General features: G+C 72.4%; 19 protein-coding genes. 6 read left to right on the forward strand and 13 right to left on the reverse strand.

Annotated elements, in window-relative coordinates:
* Positions 1-139: 139 nt before the first annotated feature.
* Positions 140-1375 (reverse strand): M6 family metalloprotease domain-containing protein, encoded by a 1236-nt coding sequence (locus ABEA77_RS08775; RefSeq protein ID WP_345643859.1) that lies wholly within the window; start codon positions 1373-1375, stop codon positions 140-142.
* A 408-nt stretch (positions 1376-1783) separates the two neighbouring features.
* On the opposite strand from ABEA77_RS08775, the gene ABEA77_RS08780 reads away from it, so the two are divergent.
* Together ABEA77_RS08780 and ABEA77_RS08785 are read left to right on the forward strand one after the other, a co-directional pair.
* Positions 1784-2449, forward strand: a complete 666-nt coding sequence (locus tag ABEA77_RS08780; RefSeq protein WP_345643543.1) for a TetR/AcrR family transcriptional regulator — start codon at positions 1784-1786, stop codon at positions 2447-2449.
* A 393-nt stretch (positions 2450-2842) separates the two neighbouring features.
* On the forward strand, positions 2843-4426 hold the full coding sequence (locus ABEA77_RS08785; RefSeq protein ID WP_345643546.1) for an MFS transporter: 1584 nt from the start codon (positions 2843-2845) through the stop codon (positions 4424-4426).
* Between the two features lie 260 nt (positions 4427-4686).
* On the opposite strand, the gene ABEA77_RS08790 is transcribed toward ABEA77_RS08785, so the two are convergent.
* Entirely contained in the window at positions 4687-5202 is a 516-nt protein-coding gene (locus ABEA77_RS08790) for a MarR family winged helix-turn-helix transcriptional regulator (RefSeq protein ID WP_345643549.1), read from the reverse strand.
* A gap of 96 nt (positions 5203-5298) precedes the next feature.
* On the opposite strand from ABEA77_RS08790, the gene ABEA77_RS08795 reads away from it, so the two are divergent.
* Positions 5299-6078 (forward strand): dioxygenase family protein, encoded by a 780-nt coding sequence (locus ABEA77_RS08795; protein ID WP_345643552.1) that lies wholly within the window; start codon positions 5299-5301, stop codon positions 6076-6078.
* Positions 6079-6249: 171 nt separating this feature from the next.
* Here ABEA77_RS08795 and ABEA77_RS08800 read toward each other — a convergent pair whose 3' ends face one another.
* Positions 6250-6789: a GNAT family N-acetyltransferase gene (locus tag ABEA77_RS08800; RefSeq protein WP_345643555.1), complete on the reverse strand. Its 540-nt coding sequence runs from the start codon at positions 6787-6789 to the stop codon at positions 6250-6252.
* 164 nt (positions 6790-6953) lie between these two features.
* Here ABEA77_RS08800 and ABEA77_RS08805 point away from each other — a divergent pair, with 164 nt between their 5' ends.
* Complete coding sequence (locus ABEA77_RS08805) at positions 6954-7949, forward strand: sigma-70 family RNA polymerase sigma factor (RefSeq protein ID WP_345643558.1); 996 nt, start codon at positions 6954-6956, stop codon at positions 7947-7949.
* Positions 7950-8084: 135 nt separating this feature from the next.
* On the opposite strand, the gene ABEA77_RS08810 is transcribed toward ABEA77_RS08805, so the two are convergent.
* From ABEA77_RS08810 to ABEA77_RS08820, 3 genes are all read right to left on the reverse strand, one after another.
* Positions 8085-8834, reverse strand: coding sequence for a DUF6227 family protein (locus ABEA77_RS08810; RefSeq protein ID WP_345643561.1), 750 nt, complete (start codon positions 8832-8834; stop codon positions 8085-8087).
* Positions 8835-8957: 123 nt separating this feature from the next.
* The gene (locus ABEA77_RS08815) at positions 8958-10037 is read right to left on the reverse strand and encodes a P1 family peptidase (protein ID WP_345643862.1); all 1080 of its coding nucleotides are present in this window, start codon (positions 10035-10037) and stop codon (positions 8958-8960) included.
* Positions 10038-10087: 50 nt separating this feature from the next.
* Positions 10088-11362: a low temperature requirement protein A gene (locus ABEA77_RS08820; protein ID WP_425588235.1), complete on the reverse strand. Its 1275-nt coding sequence runs from the start codon at positions 11360-11362 to the stop codon at positions 10088-10090.
* Between the two features lie 92 nt (positions 11363-11454).
* Between ABEA77_RS08820 and ABEA77_RS08825 the strand changes: the two genes are divergently transcribed.
* The gene (locus ABEA77_RS08825; protein WP_345643567.1) at positions 11455-11688 is read left to right on the forward strand and encodes a hypothetical protein; all 234 of its coding nucleotides are present in this window, start codon (positions 11455-11457) and stop codon (positions 11686-11688) included.
* A 22-nt stretch (positions 11689-11710) separates the two neighbouring features.
* On the opposite strand, the gene mscL is transcribed toward ABEA77_RS08825, so the two are convergent.
* The 6 genes from mscL to ABEA77_RS08855 form a co-directional block, all read right to left on the reverse strand.
* Positions 11711-12208, reverse strand: coding sequence for a large conductance mechanosensitive channel protein MscL (gene mscL, locus ABEA77_RS08830; protein ID WP_345643569.1), 498 nt, complete (start codon positions 12206-12208; stop codon positions 11711-11713).
* 138 nt (positions 12209-12346) lie between these two features.
* Entirely contained in the window at positions 12347-12928 is a 582-nt protein-coding gene (locus ABEA77_RS08835) for an RcpC/CpaB family pilus assembly protein (protein ID WP_345643571.1), read from the reverse strand.
* A 370-nt stretch (positions 12929-13298) separates the two neighbouring features.
* Positions 13299-14132 carry an S-methyl-5'-thioadenosine phosphorylase gene (locus ABEA77_RS08840; protein WP_345643574.1) on the reverse strand — a complete coding sequence of 278 codons (834 nt, stop codon included), beginning with the start codon at positions 14130-14132 and terminating at the stop codon, positions 13299-13301.
* 206 nt (positions 14133-14338) lie between these two features.
* On the reverse strand, positions 14339-14695 hold the full coding sequence (locus ABEA77_RS08845) for an FmdB family zinc ribbon protein (protein ID WP_345643577.1): 357 nt from the start codon (positions 14693-14695) through the stop codon (positions 14339-14341).
* Between the two features lie 66 nt (positions 14696-14761).
* The gene (locus ABEA77_RS08850; RefSeq protein WP_345643580.1) at positions 14762-16063 is read right to left on the reverse strand and encodes an MFS transporter; all 1302 of its coding nucleotides are present in this window, start codon (positions 16061-16063) and stop codon (positions 14762-14764) included.
* A gap of 385 nt (positions 16064-16448) precedes the next feature.
* Positions 16449-18017 carry a potassium/proton antiporter gene (locus ABEA77_RS08855; protein WP_345643583.1) on the reverse strand — a complete coding sequence of 523 codons (1569 nt, stop codon included), beginning with the start codon at positions 18015-18017 and terminating at the stop codon, positions 16449-16451.
* A 239-nt stretch (positions 18018-18256) separates the two neighbouring features.
* On the opposite strand from ABEA77_RS08855, the gene ABEA77_RS08860 reads away from it, so the two are divergent.
* Positions 18257-21214, forward strand: coding sequence for a penicillin acylase family protein (locus ABEA77_RS08860; RefSeq protein ID WP_345643586.1), 2958 nt, complete (start codon positions 18257-18259; stop codon positions 21212-21214).
* 76 nt (positions 21215-21290) lie between these two features.
* Here the strand turns inward: ABEA77_RS08860 and ABEA77_RS08865 are convergent, their stop codons facing one another.
* Positions 21291-21929: a 5-formyltetrahydrofolate cyclo-ligase gene (locus ABEA77_RS08865; RefSeq protein WP_345643588.1), complete on the reverse strand. Its 639-nt coding sequence runs from the start codon at positions 21927-21929 to the stop codon at positions 21291-21293.
* Between the last annotated feature and the right edge of the window lie 91 nt (positions 21930-22020).

Consider the following 22020-nt stretch of genomic DNA (forward strand, 5'->3'; position numbering starts at 1 on the left):
CGTTGCGGCCCGTACGGCTCCCCGGGGTCGCCGCGTACGCCCGTACGCGGCGACCCCGGCCGCTCTCAGGACCCCGCCGCTCTTGGGACCGCCCTGCGCCTCAGGGACCGGCCCCGCGCCTCAGGGACCGCCCCGCGCCTCAGGGGCGTGTCACCCGTACCGCGTACCCGCCGTCCGCCTCCTTCGACAGGACCGAGACGGTGAGGTGGTCGGCCCTGTCGGTGAAGGTCTGGCCCGGCTGGTAGGTGGCGTCGGAGAGTTCGGCCTGGACGTTGGGCAGGCGGGTGCAGCCGCCGCTGTTCCTGGTGGCGTCGGAGATCGAGATCGGGCCCTCGCCGGTGTCGACGGACGCGTCGACGCGGTAGATCAGCACGCCGGGGCGGCACACCGCGTCGTCGTTGCCCGCGCGGGTGCGCACCTCGATGGCGTACCCGGACTGCCCGGAGACGGGCACGAAGATCATCTTGCGCCCGCCGCGGGTCTCCAGCGGTTCGAGCCGCCGCTCCAGGGCGCCGCTCGACGACGCGCAGCTGACCTGGTCGTCGTCGAGCCACCCGAGCTTCCACTTGTGCCAGCCCAGCAGGTCGTTGTCGGCCCCCCAGTCCTCGGACATGATGTCCCAGTGGCCCACCGAGCCGCCGCCCTCCGAGGTGTAGAGGTCCGGCAGGCCGAAGGTGTGGCCGTTCTCGTGGGGCAGCACCCGGTAGCCGGTGCTCCCGTACGAGCCCGAGCCGTCGTCCTGGCGGCTGTAGACGAACGACATGTTCGACAGCGGCACCCCGTCCGCGTGCGACGCGTCCTTGTTGCCGGAGAACGTCACCGAGAGCACGGTGTCGAGCGCCGAGGGCCCGGCGTTCGGCGTCACCAGGATGTTGACGAGGTCGTACCTGCTGAAGTCCACCTCGGGGTCCGCGGCCTTCACGATGTCGTCGACCAGCCGGTGATAGCCGGGCTCGTACGGGGAGCCGCGGTTGATGCCGTAGGCACGGAACGTCTTCGGCATGTGCAGCCAGTGGCGCACCGGCGTCTCGGGGCGGTAGTCGAGCCGGCCGTACGAGCCGGTCCTGAACCACCGCGCGGTCTGCGGGAAGAACTCGTGGAAGCGGGACATCGCAGGGCCGGGGCCCTGCGCGTCCGGGAAGTCGACCATCAGGTTGAGGGCGTGCAGGACGCCGGTGGAGTGCGCGTAGCCGGTGTTGGTCGGGAGGCCCTCGGACATCTGGACCGCGGCGCCCGGCTTCGAGCTGATGCGGCACGGGCCGAGCACCGCGTCGTGCTGCGCGGAGCCGGGGCCCGCGGTGGCGCGGGTGGCGATGGGGGAGCCGCTGGCCGTGGTCAGGGCGGCGAGGGCGAGCGCGGTGAAGCCGGCGAGCATCCCGACGCGGTGGCGGCGGCTGCGGCGGTGGGCGCCGCGGCGCCCGCGGGCGTTGGTCCCGCTGGATATGTGCGAGCTGCGTATCCGGCGCCTCTCCTGCATGCGGTCGCCCTCCGGGTCCGCGGCAGCCGGCCGTCCTGACTGCTCTCTGTTCGATCACCCTCCGTCCGTCGGCGTGTCGCCGCTCGCTGGGTGCGCCGATCGTGGGTTTTCCGGGCAAAACGGGATTCAAAGACCATGTGACCCGGATCACAAAGTGGGTGGGAAATAACTGGGGACCGTATCCCCGTTTGCACCTGTGTCCGCGGCAAGCGGGGAGGTGATCCCCGTTTACGTGGAATCAACGGAGAGTTCACAGCGAGCGATCGCGGCCCCGGCGCAGACCCGGGGCGCAGACGGAAGGCCGACATGAAGACCGCCACCCGACCCGGCACGGAGGCCGAGGCGCACCGCTCCACGCGGCCGCGCGCCGACGCCCTGCGCAACAGGGAGCGGATCGTCTCGGCCGCCCGTGAGATCTTCGTGGAGTACGGGCCCGAGGCCCCGCTCGACGACATCGCCCGCCGGGCCGGCATCGGCAACGCCACGCTGTACCGGCACTTCGCCGAGAGGTCCGCGCTCCTCGTCGAGGTCGCGCGGAGCGTCATGTCCCGGGCGGCCGAGTCGGCCGAGCGGGCGGGCGCCGAGGAACCCGATCCGTTCGCCGCGCTGTGCCGCTTCGCGCACGAGGCGGTCGACGAGCGGATCGGCGCGCTGTGTGCCCTGCTGTCCGACGGCTTCGGGCCGCGCCGGGCGGATCTGGACACGGAGCGCCTCCGCCTGACGGAGACGGTCGAGGCGATGATGGAGCGCGCGCGGCGGGCCGGCAGGCTCCGCTCCGACGTGGGTCACGGCGACCTCATGGTCGCGCTCGCCCAGCTCTCCCGCCCACTGCCAGGGACGGGCTGCCTGGACACGGACCGGTTCACCCACCGGCACCTGCAGCTCTTTCTCGACGGCCTCGAAGCCCCTGCCAGGTCCGCTCTGCCGGGCAGGTCCGCGACTCTGGAGGATCTGCGCCGCGCCACCCCCTGACGCGCCCTGACCCAGACACACAGCCACACGCCAGAAGGGCACACGGCCCGCCGCGAGGCGGGGCAGGACAGGACCGGCCTCCCGCCGGACGGGCCGTACCCGCCCTCACCACGTACCACGTACCGGGTCCCACGACCCCGCCACCGAACCACCCGCAACCGATCCCGCCCGCCGGACGGGCCGGCGCACCGCACGCACTGACCGCCGCGGCGCCCGGACGCCCGCAGCGCCGCGGGGCCATGTCCGCCCCGGGGCCACGTCCGTCCCGGGCGGCGGACACCGAAGACCGCGTCACCCGCAGACCGGGGTGGCGTCCCCTCTCGTAAGCACGGCAGCGTCGCCAGGACTTACGTACGCTCCCGTCCTCCCGTACCTCCTTAGGCGGATACCTCCATGTCAAGAAGACTGTCGAAAAGGCCGGAAAGCGAGCTCGCGAGCTCCGCTTCCGCTCCCGAGCACGCCGCGGCCGCAGGCCGCTGGAAGGCGCTCGTCTTCATCGCGCTCGCCCAGCTGATGGTGGTGCTCGACGCGACCATCGTGAACATCGCGCTCCCGCACGCCCAGACCGACCTGCACATATCCGACGGCAACAAGCAGTGGGTCATCACGGCCTACGCGCTGGCGTTCGGCGGCCTGCTGCTGTTCGGCGGCCGGGTCGGCGACCTATGGGGCCGCAAGCGCACCTTCGTCGTGGGCCTGTTCGGCTTCGCCGCGGCCTCCGCGGTCGGCGGCGCCGCGGTCAACGAGGCGATGCTGCTCAGCTCGCGCGCCGCGCAGGGCGTCTTCGGCGCGCTGCTCGCGCCGGCCGCGCTCTCGCTGCTCGCCACGACCTTCACGGACCCGAAGGAGCGCGCCAAGGCGTTCGGCATCTTCGGCGCGATCGCCGGTGGCGGCGGTGCCGTAGGCCTGCTGCTCGGCGGCTTCCTCACCCAGTACCTCGACTGGCGCTGGACCTTCTTCGTGAACATCCCGTTCGCGATCATCGCCGCACTCGGCGCGTTCCTGGTGATCAAGGAGCCCGCGGGCGGCCGCAACCGCAACCCGCTGGACATCCCCGGCGTGTTCCTCGCCACCCTCGGCCTGGTCTCGCTGGTGTACGGCTTCACCCGCGCCGAGTCCGACGGCTGGACCGACTCGGTGACCCTCGCGATGTTCGTCGCGACGGTCGTGCTGCTCGCCGCCTTCGCGTTCGTCGAGTCGCGGGTCAAGGCGCCGCTGCTGCCGCTGCGCGTGGTCACCGACCGCAACAGGGCCGGCGTCTACTCCTCGCTCGGCCTCGCGATCATCGGCATGTTCGGCCTGTTCCTCTTCCTGACGTACTACCTCCAGGTCGTCCAGGGGTACTCGGCCCTCAAGACCGGCTTCGCGTTCCTGCCCATGGTCGCGTCCATGATCACCGGCTCGACGCAGATCGGCGCCCGGCTGATGAACAAGGTGCCCGCGCGGGCGCTGATGGGCCCCGGCTTCGTCGTCGCGGCCGTCGGTATGCTGCTGCTGACGCGCCTGGAGGTCGGCTCCTCGTACACGGGCGTCATCCTGCCCGGCATGATCCTGCTCGGCCTCGGCATGGGTACGGCGTTCATGCCGGCCATGTCACTCGCGACGCACGGCATCGAGCCGCGTGACGCGGGTGTCGCCTCCGCGATGGTCAACACCTCGCAGCAGGTCGGCGGCGCCATCGGCACGGCCCTGCTGAACACCATCGCGGCGTCCGCCACGGGCACCTACCTCGCCTCGCACCACGCGCCCGCCGCGGCCGGCGCCGCAGGCGCGCGGCTGGTGCAGGCCCAGGGCCTGGTGCACGGGTACACGTCCGCCATCTGGGTCGCCGTCGCCATTCTCGCCGTGGCTGCCGCGATCGCGCTGACCGCGATCAACGCGGGACGCCCCGGCGTCACGAAGGTCACCTCCGAGAGCACCGAGGACGGGGCCGCGGGCCTCGACGACGAGGTCCAGCTGCCGGTCTCCATGCACTGACCCGCGAGGGGACCCGGGACATCCGGGACACCGGGGTTCCGCGGCCGTGCCGCAAGGCCGGGGAGGCCGCGGGACCCGGGCCCCGAGGGGGCCCCGACGGGCATCCGCCGCACGGACTCCGCCCCGGTACCGCGATCGCGGTACCGGGGCGGACGTGCGTCAGGGGGGCGGGCGGTCGCGCGTCCTGTCGCGGGTGGGTGCGCGTACGGCCGCGGGGACCGGTGGCGCCGCGAGGCGCCTGCGTGAGGGCGCGCGGCGCCTCAGCGCCGCCACGGCAGGTCGGCGCAGGGGCCCTCGGGCTCGAGCGCGGTGGCCACCGCCTGCATGATCTCGCCGAGCTGCGTCGTCTGCTCGGGGGTGAGCCGGTCGAAGACGGCCTGCCGTACGGCCGCGACATGGCCGGGCGCCGCCTCCCGCAGCTTGGCCTCCCCGCTCTCCGTGAGGCGGGCGAGCTGACCCCGTTTGTCGGAGGGGCACTCCTCCCTGCGCACCCAGCCGTCCGCCTCCAGCCGGGTGATGGCGTGCGAAAGCCGCGACCTGGTGATCTTCACGCCCTGGGCGAGGTCCGTCATCCGCAGGGCCCTGTCCGGCGCCTGGGAGAGATGGACGAGCAGCGCGTAGTAGATGTGCGGCATACCGGCGTCCCGCTGGAGCTGCCGGTCCAGGTGGTCGTCGAGGAGGACGGTCGCGTGCATGAACGCACGCCAGGCCCGCTGCTCCTCGTCGCTCAGCCAGCGCGGCTCCTCGTCAGGACAGGGGACCGGCGGCGTTGTCATGGTCCTAATCCTACCTTTCCTTGAAAGTTTGACGATATCCAGATAGCCTGAGGCTATTATTTTAGAGTTCAAGATCTTCTGTGGGAGGTCGTTTCCATGACCGCAGTGGCCGAGCGCATGCCCGCCCTCTACCTGTCGCACGGCGCGCCGCCGCTCGCCGACGACCCCCAGTGGCCACGCGAGCTCGCCGCCTGGTCGGCGGACCTCCCGCGCCCCACGGCGATCCTCATCGTCTCGGCGCACTGGGAGGAGGCGCCGCTCGCGCTGAGCGCGACCTCCACCGTTCCGCTCGTCTACGACTTCTGGGGCTTCCCCGAGCGCTACTACCAGGTGCGGTACGAGGCCCCCGGCGCCCCCGCCCTCGCGCAGTCCGTGCGCAAGCTGCTGCGCGGTGCGGGGATGCCCGTGCACGACGAGCCCGACCGCGGCCTCGACCACGGCGCGTACGTGCCGCTCAAGGAGATGTTCCCCGCGGCCGACATCCCGGTGCTCCAGATGTCGATGCCGACCCTCGACCCGCGGCGGCTGCTGGAGATCGGCCGCAAGCTCGCGCCGCTGCGCGACGAGGGCGTGCTGATCATCGGCAGCGGCTTCTTCACCCACAACCTCGCCGCGCTGCGGCAGGAGGGCGGGCTGCCGTCCTGGTCCGTCGAGTTCGACGACTGGGGCAACCGGGCCCTGCTCGCCCAGGACGTCGACGCGCTGCTCGACTTCGAGCACAAGGCGCCCGCCGGCCGGCTCGCGCACCCGAGGACCGAGCACTTCGCCCCGCTGTTCGTCACGCTGGGCGCGGCCGAGGACGAGCTGGGCAGTGGCCGCAGCGTGATCGACGGCTTCTGGCTCGGCCTCGCCAAGCGCTCGCTCCAGTACGGCTGAGCCTCCCGGACGCCGCCGGACGGGGGCGGGCGGCGCCGCCCCGGGGGCCGTGTCCCGGCGGACGGCGTCAACGGGGGAGGGCGTTGCGGCGCCGCCCGTGGGCCGTGTTCCGGCGGGGCGGCCGGCGCCACCGGGGGCCGCGCTCCGGCCCCGCCCTCGCCCCGCGCCTCTTCACCCCTCGTGCCGCGCACCCGGCAGCGGCTTCTCGTACCAGGCCACGTCCCAGTACGTCCCGAACTTCCGCCCCACCTCCGCGTACGTCCCGACGTGGCGGAAGCCGAACCGCTCGTGCAGCCGCACGGAGGCCTCGTTGGGCTGGGCGACCCCCGCGTACGCGCGGTGGAGGTCCTCGCCGCCGAGGGCCGCGAAGAGGGCGGCGTAGAGCCGCGTGCCCACCCCGTGGCCGCGGGCCCCCGGCGCGCAGTAGACGCTCACCTCGACCGAGGTCGCGTACGCGGGCCTGGCCCGGAACGGGCCGCTCGTCGCATAGCCGAGAATGCGGGCAGAGGGGACATCCCGAGCAACCAGCAGGCGGTGCGGGCCGTCTACCGGGTGGGAGCGCAGCCACCCGAGGCGCTCCTGCGCAGTGACCGGAACGGTGTCGAATGTGACGGCCGTCTCCCGGACGGAGTGGTTGTAGATGTCCGCGAGCGCCTCGGCATCTGCCTCGATGCCGGGCCTGACCTGCACTTCCGTCACTGAGCTGCCCATGGTTCCCCCTCCTTGGGGGGCCAGGCTAGCCGGACAGGGTACTGCATGATCACGAAAATCGCGGACGGCATGGGAATTCTGTCCGGTTTCCAGGCGTTCTTACCACCGGAAGCAGGGCACCCGATCGGGTGTCGCGACCTACTCAGTCCAGCAAGGGAGCTCGCATGGCAACCCGTGCCGTCGCCCGTCGCACTGCCTCGCGCGGAACGACCGAGGCGAACAGTGTTCGCGCTACTGGCGGGGAGATCGCCGACCGCGACCTGGTCGGCATGTACCTCGACGAGATCGCGCGGACCCCGCTGCTCGACGCCGCGAGGGAAGTCGAGCTGTCCCAGACCATCGAAGCGGGAGTCTACGCCCGTCAGATCCTCGACGGCGAGGTCACGAGCGAGGCGGGCGGCGCGTCCCGCGAGGAGCTGGAGGCGCTGGTGGCCGAGGGCGAGCGCGCCAAGGACGTCTTCATCCGTTCCAACCTCCGCCTGGTGGTCGCCGTGGCCCGGCGCTACCCGCGCAGCGGCCTGCCGCTGCTCGACCTGATCCAGGAGGGCAATGCCGGCCTGGTGCGCGCGGTCGAGAAGTTCGACTACGCGAAGGGCTTCAAGTTCTCCACGTACGCGACCTGGTGGATCCGCCAGGCGATCACCCGGTCCATAGCGGACCAGTCGCGCACGATCCGGCTCCCCGTCCACCTGGTGGAGGAGCTGGGCAGGATCCGCCGCGTGCAGCGCGAGTTCAACCGGGAGAACGGCAGGGACCCCGAGCCCGAGGAGATCGCGGCAGAGCTCAACTCCACGCCCGAGCGGGTCATCGACGTGCTGGACTGGGCCCGCGACCCGGTGAGCCTGAACATGTCCGTGGACGACGAGGGCGACACGCAGTTCGGAGACCTGCTGGAGGACACCTCCGCGGTCTCGCCCGAGCAGTCGGTCCTCACGCTGCTGCGCAGCGAGGAGCTCGAGGACCTGATCGGCCGGCTCGACCAGCGGACGGCGTCCATCATCAGGATGCGCTACGGCATCGAGGACGGCCGGGAGCGCACGCTGACGGAGGTAGGCAAGGAGCACGGCCTCACGCGTGAGCGGATCCGGCAGATCGAGAAGCACGCCCTCCTCGAACTGAAGAAGATGGCGAGGGACACGGGCTTCGACGCGGCGGCGTGACGCATGCGCCCATTGCCCGTATGGTCACTCACGAAGACGGCGGCTTTTCCGCCGCCCCACAGACGAGCCCCGGTGCCAACCCCCCCAGGCGCCGGGGCTCTCCCCTGCCCGGGGCCGGGCCCCCGCGCCCGCGGGTCAGCGCACCCGCGACCTGCGTTCGAGCGCGGCCCTCGCCGCGCCCTCGTCCAGATAGACCTCGCACATGTGCCGCCCGTCAGGCGTGGCCGTGTGCTCGACCTCCCACAGGCTGGTCTCGGTGCCGTCGAGCAGCAGGAACGCGTGCTCGTACAGCATGAACCCGCCGCCCTCCTCCGCGTGGGACCAGTGGCCGAAGACCTGGGCGATGTGATGGGCGAAGGCCGTGCGCAGGAGGCGCGCGGTCGCCTCGCCCGGCCGGTCCGCGTTCTCCGCCCTGCGCAGCACCCGGCGCGCGTGGTCGGGGGAGTTGTCGCTCACATAGAGCCTGGGCAGCGCGGACGGCTGGGCCGCGAGCAGTTCGGGCGGCGAGATCCGGATGTCGTGGGCGAAGCCGTCGCCGTCCGCGTCGGCCGGCCCGGGAGGCGGCTCCTCCCCGCCTAAGAGGCGGGCAGACGCCTCACGGGCGTCCGCTTCCGCGGCGAACAGCTCGTGCAGCGGTGTGTCCCCGCGCGCCGCCGTGTGGACGACCTCCCACAGCGTCAGCGCGCTCCCGTCGGAGAGCAGGAACGTGTGCCGGTACGTCTCCCGGTGCCGCCCCTTGCTGTGGTGTGCGGAGGACAGCGAACTGGCGTGCGTCAGCGCGGAGTCGAGGCGCCCGATCAGCGCGGCCGGCAGGGCGAAGGAGTTGAGTGAGCGTTCCAGAAGGCGCTGGATGTGCGTCTCGGTCGTCTCGTGCGGACCGTTCAAGAGGGATCTCCCCGACATCGCCAGGTGTAACTTTGTGAACGCATACGGTAGCCCCTTGGGGTGAGATCACGTCCAGAGTTTTGGTAAAGACAGCGCCATTCGGAGAATTCCCTCCTCCGTGCGTCACAGAACATCCCGCGCGCTGTCAGATCCGTACAGGTCCAGGTACGAGGGGAACACGCCTCCGGGGCCGCTGACCCCCTCCGCCGCGAGCACCGCCCGCACGATCGCCCGCGTGACCGTGTCGGCCGCCGCCGCCAGCACCGGATTGAGCGCCAACGGGCCCTCGCCCAGAGGGACGTCACCGGTGGCGAGGGCGAACACGGTGTCCCCGTCGTTCAACAGGTGCGCCGGCCGCACCGCGCGGGCGATGCCGTCGTGCGCCGTGCCCGCCGCCTTCTGCGCCTGGGCGCGGCTCAACGCGGCGTCCGTGGCGACCACCACGAGCGTGGTGTTGAGCGGCGCGGGCCCCATGTCCTCGCCCAGCGCGGCCAGTCGGGCCTGGGCCGCCTCGTGGACCGCCGGCGCGGGAGGGACCGCGTGCCCCCCGAAGTACCGCCCGTACAGCACCCCGGTGAGCGGATCCACCGCCGAACCCGCCGCGTTGGCGACGACGAGCGCGGCGACGGTGGCGCCGGAGTCCGGCAGTACCGTGCTCGCCGTCCCCACGCCGCCCTTCAACTGGCCGACCAGCGCGCCCGTCCCCGCGCCCACCGAGCCCTCCGCGACCGGCGCGAGGAGGGGCGAGTCGGCCGCCGCCTCGACGGCTGCGCGGCCCGTCGCGGCCCCGGGCCTGACACTCCAGTCGCCGCCGCGCCCCAGGTCGAACACGGCCGCCGCGGGCACCACGGGGACCACGTGCCCCCGGTCCGGGATGCGCACCCCGCGCCCCTGCTCCTCCAGCCAGGCCGCCACCCCGGACGCCGCGTCCAGCCCGTAGGCGCTGCCGCCCGTCAGGACCACGGCCTCCACCCGCCCGACCAGGTTGCGCGGGTCCAGCGCGTCCGTCTCGCGGGTCGCGGGGCCGCCGCCCCTGACGTCCACCGCCGCCGTCACCCCGCCGTCCGGCGCGAGCACCACCGTCGTTCCCGTCAGCGCCCGCTCGCCCGCCACCCGGGCATGGCCCACCCGCAGCCCCGCGACATCGGTCAGCGCACCGCCCCGCCCCGGCGTGCGAGGACGCGCCCCCGCACCGCCGGGCACCAAAAACTCCCCGCCGGAGCTGCCCTGCCCGCCGCCGGGGCGCTCCCGCGTCACCGGGGGCCCTCCCCGGCGTCGGCGGCGCCCTCCGCTCCCGCGGGCGGCAGGCCGCGTACGGGACCGCCCGACCCGCCCGACCCGTCCTCGGGGATCCGCGCGGCCAGCGTCACACCGACCGCCACCGCGGCGGCCGCCGCCAGACCCGCCGCCGGTACCGCCCACTCGCCCGCGAAGAGGCAGCACACCACCGCCACCGAGGTGAACGGCAGCACCAGTTGCTCCGCCAGACCCCGCTTGAAGTGCCGCGCGTGCAGCAGCCACACCACGAGCAGGAAGACCCCCGTCGGCACGCACACGGCCGCCCCCGCCGCCCGGGCCGAGATGTGCGCCTCGCCCACCGCCTGTTCGACGGCCACTTCGAGACCGGCCCCGATCGCCGCCGCGGAACCGAAGATCGCGAGGTGCCCGTAACCCCAGGGAATGGCCTCCCTGTCGCTGGCAAGACGCTGGTGGACCGGGGCCGCGAAGTAGACCCACCAGGCGGCGAAGACGATCAGGATGCCGCCGCCCGCGATCGGCAGCAGCCGGTCCAGCGCCTCGTGCTCGTCGAGCGCCGACTGCACCGCGACCGTGGCAGCGGACATCGTCTCGCCCAGCACGATCAGCGTGAACAGCCCGTAGCGCTCCTCGATGTGGTGCGGATGCCACGGCGTCTCCTGGGCGCGCTCCGCCACCACGGGCACCAGCATCTCGGCGATGCCCACGACGAGGAACAGCCATCGGCGGGTCCCCTCCGGCGCCCACAGCAGCCCCACCCACGCCGCCTGGCAGACCGCCACCCCCACCGCGTACCGCACGGCGGTGCGCCGCGCCCGGCTTCCGCGGTCCTCGGAGGCCGCCGCCCGCAGCCACTGGCAGGTCAGCGCCAGCCGCATGACCAGATAGCCGATGACGGCGATCGTCCAGTCGTTCTCCGAGAAGGCCCGCGGCACGCCCGCGGCGTAGATCAGGACGCCGCAGATCTGCACCAGCGTCGCCACCCGGTAGGGCACGTCGTCGACGTCGTAGGCCGAGGCGAACCAGGTGAAGTTCATCCAGGCCCACCAGATGCCCCAGAACACGAAGACATAGCCGATCACGCCGCTGCCCACGTGCCCCTCCGCGAGGGAGTGCACCAGTCGCGCGCCGGCCTGGGCCACCGCGACGACGAAACAAAGATCGAAGAAGAGCTCCAACGGTGTCGAGGCGCGGTGCTCCTCGTCCCGCGCGCGTGCGGTCATGTGCCGCACGACACCTGCCATCCTTTTCCTGGGGCCTGCCGTCGTCATGCGCCCAGCACATCAGACTCGGCGGCCATGCCGGACGAGGACGCGCTTTCCGCCCTCGCCGGCAGCCCTGCCGACCGCCGTAGGCTGGGGGCATGAGCACAGCCACCGGGCCAGAGCCCGACGACGCCGGGCGGGCCGGAGCACCCGCAGGGGCGGCGCCCCAGGCCCCGCCCGCCGCCCGGCCCCGCCTGGTCTTCGACGACCCGCTGGACCAGCGGGCGGCGGACGACACCGACGACGGCTGGGGCGAGCGCCCCTCCGCTGCCTCGGGCAGCGCTGCCGACCTGGCACGGTTCCTCGACGAGAAGCCGCCCCACCACATCTGACGGGGCGGCCCGCAGAGCGGCCCTACTTCCGCTGCGGAACGACGGTCTCGCTGCCGCCGGGGCCGCGCTGCGAGACGAGCGTGTCGCGGATCTCCTTCAGCACGTCCAGCTCGCTGGCCTCCACGACGGTCTCCACCGGCACCTCCTCCTTGGCGGCCAGGAGCCGGGCGCGCCTGGCGAGGTACCGCGACATCGGCAGGACCATGAGGAAGTAGACGACGGCCGCCGTGATGAGGAAGTTCAGCGCGGAGCTGAGGACCGTTCCCCACATGAGCTCGATGCCGTGTGTCGCCTCTCCCGCCTTGTCGGTCGTGCAGGGGGCCTGGAGGCAGTAGGTGTACTGCTCCAGGTCCTGGGTGCCGAAGGCGCCGACCACCGGGTTGATGACGCCCTTCACGACCGCGTTCACGATGTTCGTGAACGCGGCGCCGATGACGACCGCGACCGCGAGGTCGATGACGTTCCCGCGCATCAGGAAGGCTTTGAAGCCCGCCAGCACGCTCTCCTTCTCCTTGCTCACGAAAGAGCCTTTCTTCGCCCGTGCCAAAGGGGTGGCATTCTGCCTGGCAACTTACGTCAGGGCAGGGCGTCGCTGTCCAGTCCGGCGTCACACCAGATTGACGACACGCCGCTGCGACCAGGTGTTTCTCTCGCAGTGTCAGCACAGTGTGACCGCCAGCTGGGACACCGGGGCGGCCGCGGCGAGCTCCGCGGCGACCCGCCGTGACACCGAGAGCACCAGCAGCGCGCCGCCCTCGACCGGGTCATCGGGGCCCGCATCGGGGATCTCCGCGACCCTCACGCCCGAGGCCACGGTCCTGGCCTCGGGCGCCCGGTCCGCGGCGCCCGGCACCGCGGCCGGGGTGGCGATCACGTCGACCCTGTCCCCGGGGCGCAGCAGCCGCACGGTCGCGGCGTCGGCGATGCGCACCGGCGCGGACACACCGCGCTCAGCGGGGCCGTCCGGTGGGCGGGCCGCGGGCTCCGCCCCGACCGGTGTGTCCTGGCGCCCGCCCGCGCCCGTGTGCTCGCCCGCCCGCGCGTCGGGGCCCGTGCGCGAGGAGACGGGGCCGGCCGCGCCCGTGGCGCCGCCGGCGCCGGTCGGGGCGAGCACGGCGGCACCCACCGCGAGGCCCGCCGCCATGACGCGCTGCCTGCGCAGCACCGCCCTGCGCAGGCGGTCCCGCTGTCCGCGCACACGCACGGGGTCGAAGGCGGGCACACCGCGCGGTTCGGGCACCGAGGGGCCGCCCGGGGGCCGGTGCCGGGCGCACAGCGGGCGGAGAGAAGGAGAAGAAGGAGGGGAGGAAGAAGGCGGCGAAGGAAGGGGCGAAGGAAGGGACGAAGGGGAGAGCGCGGACGGGCCCGCGGGGGCGGACGCGTGCGTCGAATCGGTCGGAACACTGTGGGGAACACTGCGGGACATGCCGGACCACCGCCTGCTGTGAAGGGTGCGCGACCGCCTCGACGCGGTCGCCGCCCCTCACCTTGCCCCGCCTCGCCGAATCCCGCCGGGGCCTGTGGACAACCCCCCGGGCTGTGGACAACTCGCTCACCCGCGGGGGTGGTTGTGCGCTGGGCCGGTGCGGCGGCGGTTCGCCGCCCGGCGGTCAGGGCAGGCTGATCCCGGGATCGATTCCGTCGAGGGCGTGTGCGCAGAGGCAGTCGCGTGTCTCGCTCGCCTGCAGTCCGCCCACCGCGTCGAACAGCACGTCGCGCAGTCGCTCCACATTCGCGGCGAAGACCCTCAGCACTTCGTCGTGCGAGACGCCCTCACCCGTTTCCGCCCCCGCGTCAAGGTCCGTCACGAGCGTCATGGAGGTGTAGCAGAGGCCGAGTTCACGAGCGAGTGCCGCTTCGGGATGACCGGTCATCCCGACGACCGACCAGCCCATGGCCGCGTGCCACCGGGATTCCGCCCTGGTGGAGAAGCGCGGTCCCTCGATCACCACCAGTGTGCCGTCCTCGACGGGCTCCCACCCCTTGCCGCGCGCCGCCGCGACGGCCGCCTTGCGGCCCTCGGGGCAGTAGGGGTCGGCCAGCGAGGTGTGGACGACGTTCGACCTGCTGCCGTCGGGCAGCGGCAGGCCGTCGTAGAACGTCTGCGTCCGCGACTTCGTGCGGTCGACCAGCTGGTCCGGCACCAGCAGGGTGCCGGGGCCGTACTCGGGGCGCAGACCGCCCACGGCGCAGGGGCCGAGCACCTGGCGGACTCCCACGGAGCGCAGTGCCCAGAGGTTCGCGCGGTAGTTGATGCGGTGCGGCGGGAGGTGGTGGCCGCGCCCGTGCCGGGGCAGGAAGGCCACCTGCCGGCCCGCGACCTCGCCGAGGAAGAGAGAGTCGCTCGGGGGACCGTAAGGGGTCTCCACCTCGACCTCGGTCACGTCATCGAGGAAGGAGTAGAAGCCGGAGCCACCGATCACGCCGATCTCTGCGTTCGCCATGGCCGTCACCCTAACCGTCGCCGCAGATCAGCCGACAGCCGCGGCCGTGCACCCCGGCCGTAGTCGGCGGAGGCGGTGGCCGCGCACCCCGGCCGTACCCGGAGGAGGCGGCGGAGGCAGCGGCGGAAGAAGGAGCGGACAGCCGAATGCCCCGGCCCGCACGGGGCGGGCCGGGGCATTCGGCAAGGAGGCGGAGCCGGGCTGGCTCAGGCGGCCGAGGAGCCGCTCGACGAGGCGGAAGACTTCGACGGGGCCGAGGTCGAGGACGTCGAGGACGAAGAAGACGACGAGGCGGCCGTCTTCGAGTCTGAGGAGCCCTTGGACTCGGAGGAGGTCTTGGACTCCGAGGACGACGACTTCGCCGCGGGGGCGCTGCTCGACGACGAGCTGCGGCTGTCGTTGCGGTAGAAACCGGATCCCTTGAAGACGATGCCGACAGCCGAGAACACCTTCTTGAGGCGTCCCTGGCAGTTGGGGCACACGGTCAGGGCGTCATCGGTGAACTTCTGCACCGCTTCGAGGCCCTCGCCGCATTCGGTGCACTGGTACTGGTAGGTCGGCACTTGCTCCTCCTGGCACTCTCACTCGATGAGTGCTAACGACGCTCCATAGTGACGTATTCCGCGCCATCAGTCCACTGCCGCCGGTTCCCGGTGACCCATCGCACGTATCGCGCTGTGCCCCGCGCCCCGGGGCAGCAGCTTCGACTGGAAGGAGAGCAGCACGATCAGGGCGAGGCCCGTGCCGGCGAGCGGCACCAGGAAACCGGCGCGCGCGCCGTGCGCGTCGGCCAGCCGGCCGGCGACCGTGACCGCCGCGGCCTGGCCCAGGGCGACGGCTCCGGTCAGCCAGGTGAACGCCTCGGTCCTCGCCGAGGGTTCCACCAGCGCGTCGACCAGGGTGTATCCGCTGATCAGCGCGGGGGCGATGCACAGTCCCGCGAGGAAGCCGAGGAGGGCGAGCAGCGGCACGGAGTGGACGGCCCACAGCGTGGCGGCGATCAGCGTCAGGCCGCCGTAGCCGAGCACCAGCCTGCGCCGGGGCCCGGTCTTCCAGGTGATGGCGCCGAAGGCGAGGCCCGAGAGCATGTTGCCTGCCGCGAAGACGCCGTAGAGGGGGCCGTTCACGGCGGGGCTGCCGATCTCCTCGGCGAACGCGGCCAGGGAGACCTGCATCCCGCCGAAGACGGTCCCGATGCCGAGGAAGGCCGCGGCGAGCACGCGTACGCCGGACACGGAGAGGGCGGAGGCGCGGGCGCCGCGCGCCCCGGTCCCGGCGCTGAGGGGGCGTGGCTGGGTGGCCCTGCGGGCCGCGAACAGGAGGCCGCCCGCGAGGGTGAGCGCACCCTCGGCCCCGAGTCCCGCCGCCGGGTGGACGGTTGTGCACAGGGCGGTGGCGAGCACGGGGCCGATGACGAAGGTGAACTCGTCGGTCACGGACTCGAAGGCGGCGGCGGTCGGCAGCAGCCGGGCGGTCCCCGGGGACCCGGCCAGCGCGGTCGCCCAGCGCGAGCGCACCATCGGGCCGATCTGGGGCACGGAGGCGCCGGTCGGCACCGCCGCGGCGAACAGCGTCCACAGGGGCGCGTCGGCGAGGGCGAGCGCGATGAGCGCCGCGACGGACGCGGCGTGCGCGAGCACGCCGGGGACCAGCACGCGGGCCTGTCCGACGCGGTCGGCGAGTTTGCCGCTCTGCGGCGCGCACAGCGCCATGGCCACGCCGGTCGTCGCGGCGACGGCGCCCGCCGTGCCGTAGGAGCCGGTGGTGTGCTGGATGAGCAGGACGATGCCGATGGTCAGCATCGCGAAGGGCTGCCGGGCCGCGAAGCCAGGGACGAGGAAGGTCCAGGCGCGGGGGGTCCGTAGGAGCTGCCCGTAGCCGGGCCTCGGGGCGGCCGTTTCCACGGCGGGGGAGTCGACCGTGTGGGACACGGTCCTTGCCTTTCTGCCGTCTGGTGACGCGCCCCTGCGTGAGGGGCGGCCGAAGGCTGTCCGCTGTGCGCGGGCCCGGGGGCCGCGCCAGCCCTGCGTCAGACGGGGTCGAGAACTGTCGAGTGCTTCGGTCAGTGAGGTGGCGACGTGAGGACGTCGCGGTGCGGGGACGCGCGTGCGGAGCGTCGGGCTCTGGGGCCCGGCCTCGGAGAGGGCTGTCGCGGCGCATCCACAGCTCGCCAATCCTACAGGCACCGGGGATGTGAGCCCTGCGAATGGACGGAGAAGCGACCGGTCGGCCTTGCTTCCGTCGGGGCCACCGCGCCGGGGCGCCCGCCGGGGGACGCCCCGGCGGGCGCGCCCCCCGGGTGAGGCCCCGCGTGGGTCATCGCTTCCCGCCGTCCCGGTCGCTTCCGGTGCTTCCGGCGGTCCGGCGCCGCCCGCCGCCCGCGCCCCCGCCGGCGGCGCCCGGTGTGCCCGGTGTGCCCGGTGCGCCCCGGCCGCCCAGCCAGCTGGCGAGCTTGCCGCTCTGGCCGACCGCGCGCAGGCGTTCCTCCGTGGCGTCGCGCACCGGGTCGGTGGCCACGACGAGGAGTTCGTCGCCGCGTTGCAGCAGGGTGGACGGCTGGGGCACGAAGCTGTTGTCGTCCCGTACGACGAGGGTCACGGCCGCGCCCTGGGGCAGCCGCAGCTCGCCCACCTCGACGCCGTGCATCTTGGAGCGCCGGGGGATGGCCACGGACAGCAGATGGCCGCGCAGCCGCTCCAGGGGCGCCGACTCGATGCCGAGGTCGGCCGCGTCCGACGAACTGCCGAGCCGCAGGGCCTTGGCGAGCCAGGGCAGGGTCGGACCCTGCACCAGCGTGTACACGACGACGAGCACGAAGACGATGTTGAAGATCCGGCGGCTGTCGTCGATCCGGGCCACGACCGGAATGGTCGCCAGGATGATCGGGACGGCGCCGCGCAGACCCGCCCACGACATCAGGGCCTGCTCCTGCCACGGGATGCGGAAGGGGCCGAGGCTGAGCAGGACGGACAGGGGTCTCGCGACGACCGTGAGGACCAGCCCGACCATCACGGCGGGCCAGAAGTCCGCGCCGAGTTCGTGCGGGGTGACCAGCAGCCCGAGCAGGACGAACATGCCGATCTGCGCGATCCAGCCGAGCCCTTCGGCGAAGCCGCGGTTGGCGGGGGCGTGCGGCAGGCGCGCGTTGCCGAGGACCATGGACGCGAGGTAGACGGCGAGGAAGCCGCTGCCGTGCGCCGTGGCGCCGATGGCGTACGCGGCGACGGCGATGGCCATCACGGCGATCGGGTAGAGGCCGGAGGCAGGCAGCGCCACGCGCCGCAGCCCGTAGGCGCCGGCATAGCCCACGGCGAGGCCCACGCAGGCGCCGATCAGGAGTTCCAGCAGGATCTCCCCGACCAGCACGTACCAGCTCTCCACGTGCCCGGTCGAGGACAGCGCCACCACGATGATCACCACGGGGGCGTCGTTGAACCCGGACTCGGCCTCCAGCGCGCTGGTGACCCGGGTGGGCAGGGGCACCCGCCGCAGCACGGAGAAGACCGCGGCCGCGTCCGTCGAGGAGACCACAGCGCCGATGATCACGGCCTGCCGCCAGTCGAGGCCGACCAGGTAGTGCGCCGCGGCCGCGGTGACGCCGATGCTGACGCCGACCCCGAGGGTCGACAGGGCGATGCCCGCGGGCAGGGAGGACTTGACGTCCTTCCACTTCGTGCCGAGGCCGCCCTCGGCGAGGATCACGACAAGGGCCGCGTAGCCGATGACCTGGGTCAGTTCCGCGTTGTCGAAGCGGACATGGAAGAAGCCGTCCTGACCTATCACCACGCCGATGCCCAGGTAGATCAGCAGGCTGGGGAGCCCGCTCCGGGACGAGATGCGCACGGCCGCGACGGCGACGAGCAGGACCAGGGAGCAGATGAGCAACAGGATGTTGAGCTGGTGGACAGTCAGGGGCCGATCCTTCCTCCCACGCGAGCCGGATCGTTCCTCCGGCGGGCCGGTACTTTGTTACCTTACCTAATCTTTAACGTTTTCTTGACGCGTTCGAGTGTGCGTGCGATCACTGGATCGGCTCAACGGGACTCCGCGTCCGAGTGAACCGGCTACTGCGCCTACAGTTGCTCCAGCATTTCCAGGACCGCCCTGCCCCGCGAAGGACAGCGATGCCCGCCAATTCGGCTCCCCCTCCCGCAAAGAAGAAGGGGCGACGCGCCCGGCTGATCGTGATCGTCCTGGTCCTGGCGCTGGTCGCGGGGATCGGGTATGGGGCGTACTGGGGCGTCGACACCGTCCGCTCCTCCCTGCCCCAGACGTCGGGGTCGGTCCAGCTCAAGGGGCTCAGCGGCCCGGTCGACGTGGAGCGGGACGGCTACGGCATCCCGCAGATCTACGCGAACAGCGACACCGACCTGTTCCGCGCGCAGGGGTACGTGCAGGCGCAGGACCGGTTCTACGAGATGGACGTCAGGCGCCACATGACCTCGGGCCGCCTCTCGGAGATGTTCGGCAAGAGCCAGGTGGACACGGACGCCTTCCTGCGCACGCTCGACTGGCACGGGGTGGCCCAGCAGGAGTACGACCACGAGCTGTCAACCGAGACCAAGAAGAACCTCCAGGCGTACTCGGACGGCGTCAACGCCTACCTCAAGGGCCGGCCGGCGAAGGACATCTCCGTCGAGTACGCGGCGCTCAACCTCACCGGCTCGTACAAGCCCGCCAAGTGGACGCCTGTCGACTCGGTGGCCTGGCTCAAGGCCATGGCGTGGGACCTGCGCGGCAACATGCAGGACGAGATCGACAGGTCCCTGCTGACGAGCCGGCTCAGCACGAAGCAGATCGACCAGCTCTACCCGCCGTATCCGGCCGCCAAGAACAAGCCGATCGTGCAGGGCGGCACGGTCGTGGACGGCACGTTCGACCCGAAGGCCACCTCGGGTGACGAGAGCACGGGCACCGACCCCGGCACGGGTACCGGGCAGGACCTGCCGCCGGTGTCCGGCGGCACCACGGGACTCTCCGGCACGGGCGACGGCTCGGGCACCGGCACCGGTACGGTCGGCGCCTCGACCGGCGCGGGCACGAACACCGGAACGGGCACGGGCGCCGGCACCACGGCCAGTGGCCTCGCAGCCGACGGCTCGGCCGTCTCCGCCGACACCGCCGCGTACCAGGACGACGCGAGCACCGCGTCGGGCGCGACGCAGGCCGTCGACGCGCAGCTCGGCTCTCTCTCCGACTCCCTCGACGCCATCCCGCAGATCTTCGGTCCGAGCGGCAGCGGCAGCGGCGTGGGCTCCAACTCCTGGGTGGTGTCAGGGAAGCTGACCACCACGGGCAAGCCGCTGCTGGCCAACGACCCGCACCTGTCGCCGAGCCTGCCCTCGGTCTGGTACCAGATGGGGCTGCACTGCCGCACCATCTCGCCCAGCTGCCAGTACGACGTCTCCGGCTACACGTTCTCCGGCATGCCCGGTGTGATCATCGGCCACAACGCGGACATCGCCTGGGGGCTGACCAACCTCGGCGCCGACGTGACCGACCTCTACCTGGAGAAGGTCGACGGCGACACCTACCAGTACGGCGACAAGGACAAGAAGTTCACCACCCGCAAGGAGACGATCAAGATCGCGGGCGGGGGCAGCAGGACCATCGTCGTGCGCTCCACGATCCACGGCCCGGTGGTCTCCGACCGGGACGACGAGCTGGTCAAGGTCGGCAAGCAGGCACCCGTGCCGGGCCTCGCGCCCGACCGGGGCAGCGGCTACGCGGTCTCCCTCGAGTGGACCGCGCTCACGCCGGGCAAGACCATGGACGCCGTATTCGCGCTGGACAAGGCGCAGAACTTCGCCCAGTTCAGGAGCGCCGCGCACCACTTCGAGGTCCCCTCGCAGAACCTCGTCTACGCGGACACCCAGGGCAACATCGGCTACCAGGCGCCCGGCAAGGTGCCGGTGCGCGCCAAGGGCGACGGCTCGCTGCCCGCACCCGGCTGGGACCCCGCGTACCACTGGGAGAAGTCGATCCCGTTCGACGCGATGCCGTACGAGTACAACCCGAAGCGCGGCTACATCGTCACCGCGAACCAGGCGGTCGTGGACACCGCGACGTACCCGTACCTGCTGACGAAGGACTGGGACTACGGCACGCGCAGCCAGCGCATCACCGACCTCATCGAGTCGAAGACGCGCGGCGGCGGCAAGATCTCCACCGACGACATGCAGGCCATGCAGATGGACAACACCAGCGAGATCGCCAAGCAGCTGGTGCCCTACCTGCTCAAGGACGACCTCGCGAAGAACAACGTGCCCGACCCCGCGGTGCGGCAGGCCCAGAAGCTCCTGGAGAACTGGGACTACACGCAGGAACCCGACTCCGCGGCCGCCGCGTACTTCAACGCGGTCTGGCGCAACATCCTGGAGCTTGCCTTCGGCGAGAAGCTGCCGAAGGAGGTCAGGGTCAAGGGGCAGTGCCTGAACGTGCGCCCGGCGCAGAGCACCGGGCCGCCGGACACCGACACGCTGGTGCGCGAGTGCGGCGAGCGGTCCGCCGACACGGCGCAGCCGGACGGCGGCGACCGCTGGTTCGAGGTCGTGGGGAACATCCTCAAGGACGACCACAACAGCTGGTGGACCTCGGTGGGCAACCGCAGGGACCACGCGACCACCACCCGCGACCAGTTGTTCGCCCGTGCCATGAAGGACGCGCGCTGGGAGCTGACCGCGAAGCTCGGCAAGGACATGTCGACCTGGAGCTGGGGGCGGCTGCACCAGCTGACGCTGACCAACAGCACCCTCGGCACCAGCGGCCCTGGCTTCCTCAAGTCACTGCTCAACCGCGGCCCTTACAACCTGGGCGGCGGCGGTTCCGCGGTCGACGCGACGAGTTGGAACGCGGCGGGCGGCTACAGGGTGACGACCGTCCCCTCGATGCGGATGGTCGTCAACGTCGGCGACTGGGACAAGTCCCGCTGGATCAACCTGACGGGCGCCTCGGGGCACGCGTACAGCGCGCACTACACCGACCAGACGAAGAAGTGGGAGGACGGCGAGCTGCTGCCGTGGGCCTTCGGCATCGACGCCGTGAACAGGGCCACCAAGGACAAGCTGACCCTGAAGCCGTGAGGAGCCGCGGGCGGCCGTGCGAGAGCGCGGCGCGCCCGGCCCCGCCGCCTGCCCCTGCCGGCCCTCTTCGTCCGCCTCAGGCCGCCCCGCCGCCGAAGCGGTGCACGCCCCCTGGCGTCACCGCCGCGTCGACGGGGCGGTCGTGCCGTTCCGCGGGCACGCGCTCCACCACCTCGCCGTCGTACAGCAGCACCGCGAGCACCGGGTGCGCGTCCGCGTCCGCCAGCCGCGCGAGCACCCGGTCGTACGAGCCGCCGCCGCGCCCCAGCCGCCTGCCGTGCCCGTCCACGGCGAGGCCGGGCAGCAGGACCACCGACGCGTCGAGCACCGCCCGGGGCCCCAACCGCACGCCCGCGGGCTCCCGCAGGCCCCGAGGGCCGCGCGCCAGCCGTTCCGCTCCCTCGTACACTGCCCAGTCGAGGTCGTTGTCGGACATCAGTACGGGCAGGATCACGCGCACGCCCCGGGCGCGCAGGATGTCGAGCAGGGCGTGCGTACCCGGTTCGCGCCCCACGGAGACATAGGCGGCGACGGTGCCGGCCGCGGCGACCTCGGGGAGTTCGAGGGCGCGCGCGGCGAGCGCGGCTGCCGCCTCGGCGCGCGCGCCGGGGGAGAGCGCGCTCCGCGCCGCGAGGAGTGCGGCGCGCGCCGCGGCCTTGGCCACCGGCTGCGCGCCGGGGTCCTGGGGTGCCCCACCGGGCTCCGGGTTCGTCATGGACCGCCCTGAATCTCTCGTATCATTCTTTATCGCTCTTTACGGGACGAAGTTCACCCAAAGCTCATCTTCCCGTCCATGAGGGGCGACT

This window comes from Streptomyces tremellae, from assembly GCF_039540215.1.
In the GTDB taxonomy this organism is placed as follows: domain Bacteria; phylum Actinomycetota; class Actinomycetes; order Streptomycetales; family Streptomycetaceae; genus Streptomyces; species Streptomyces tremellae.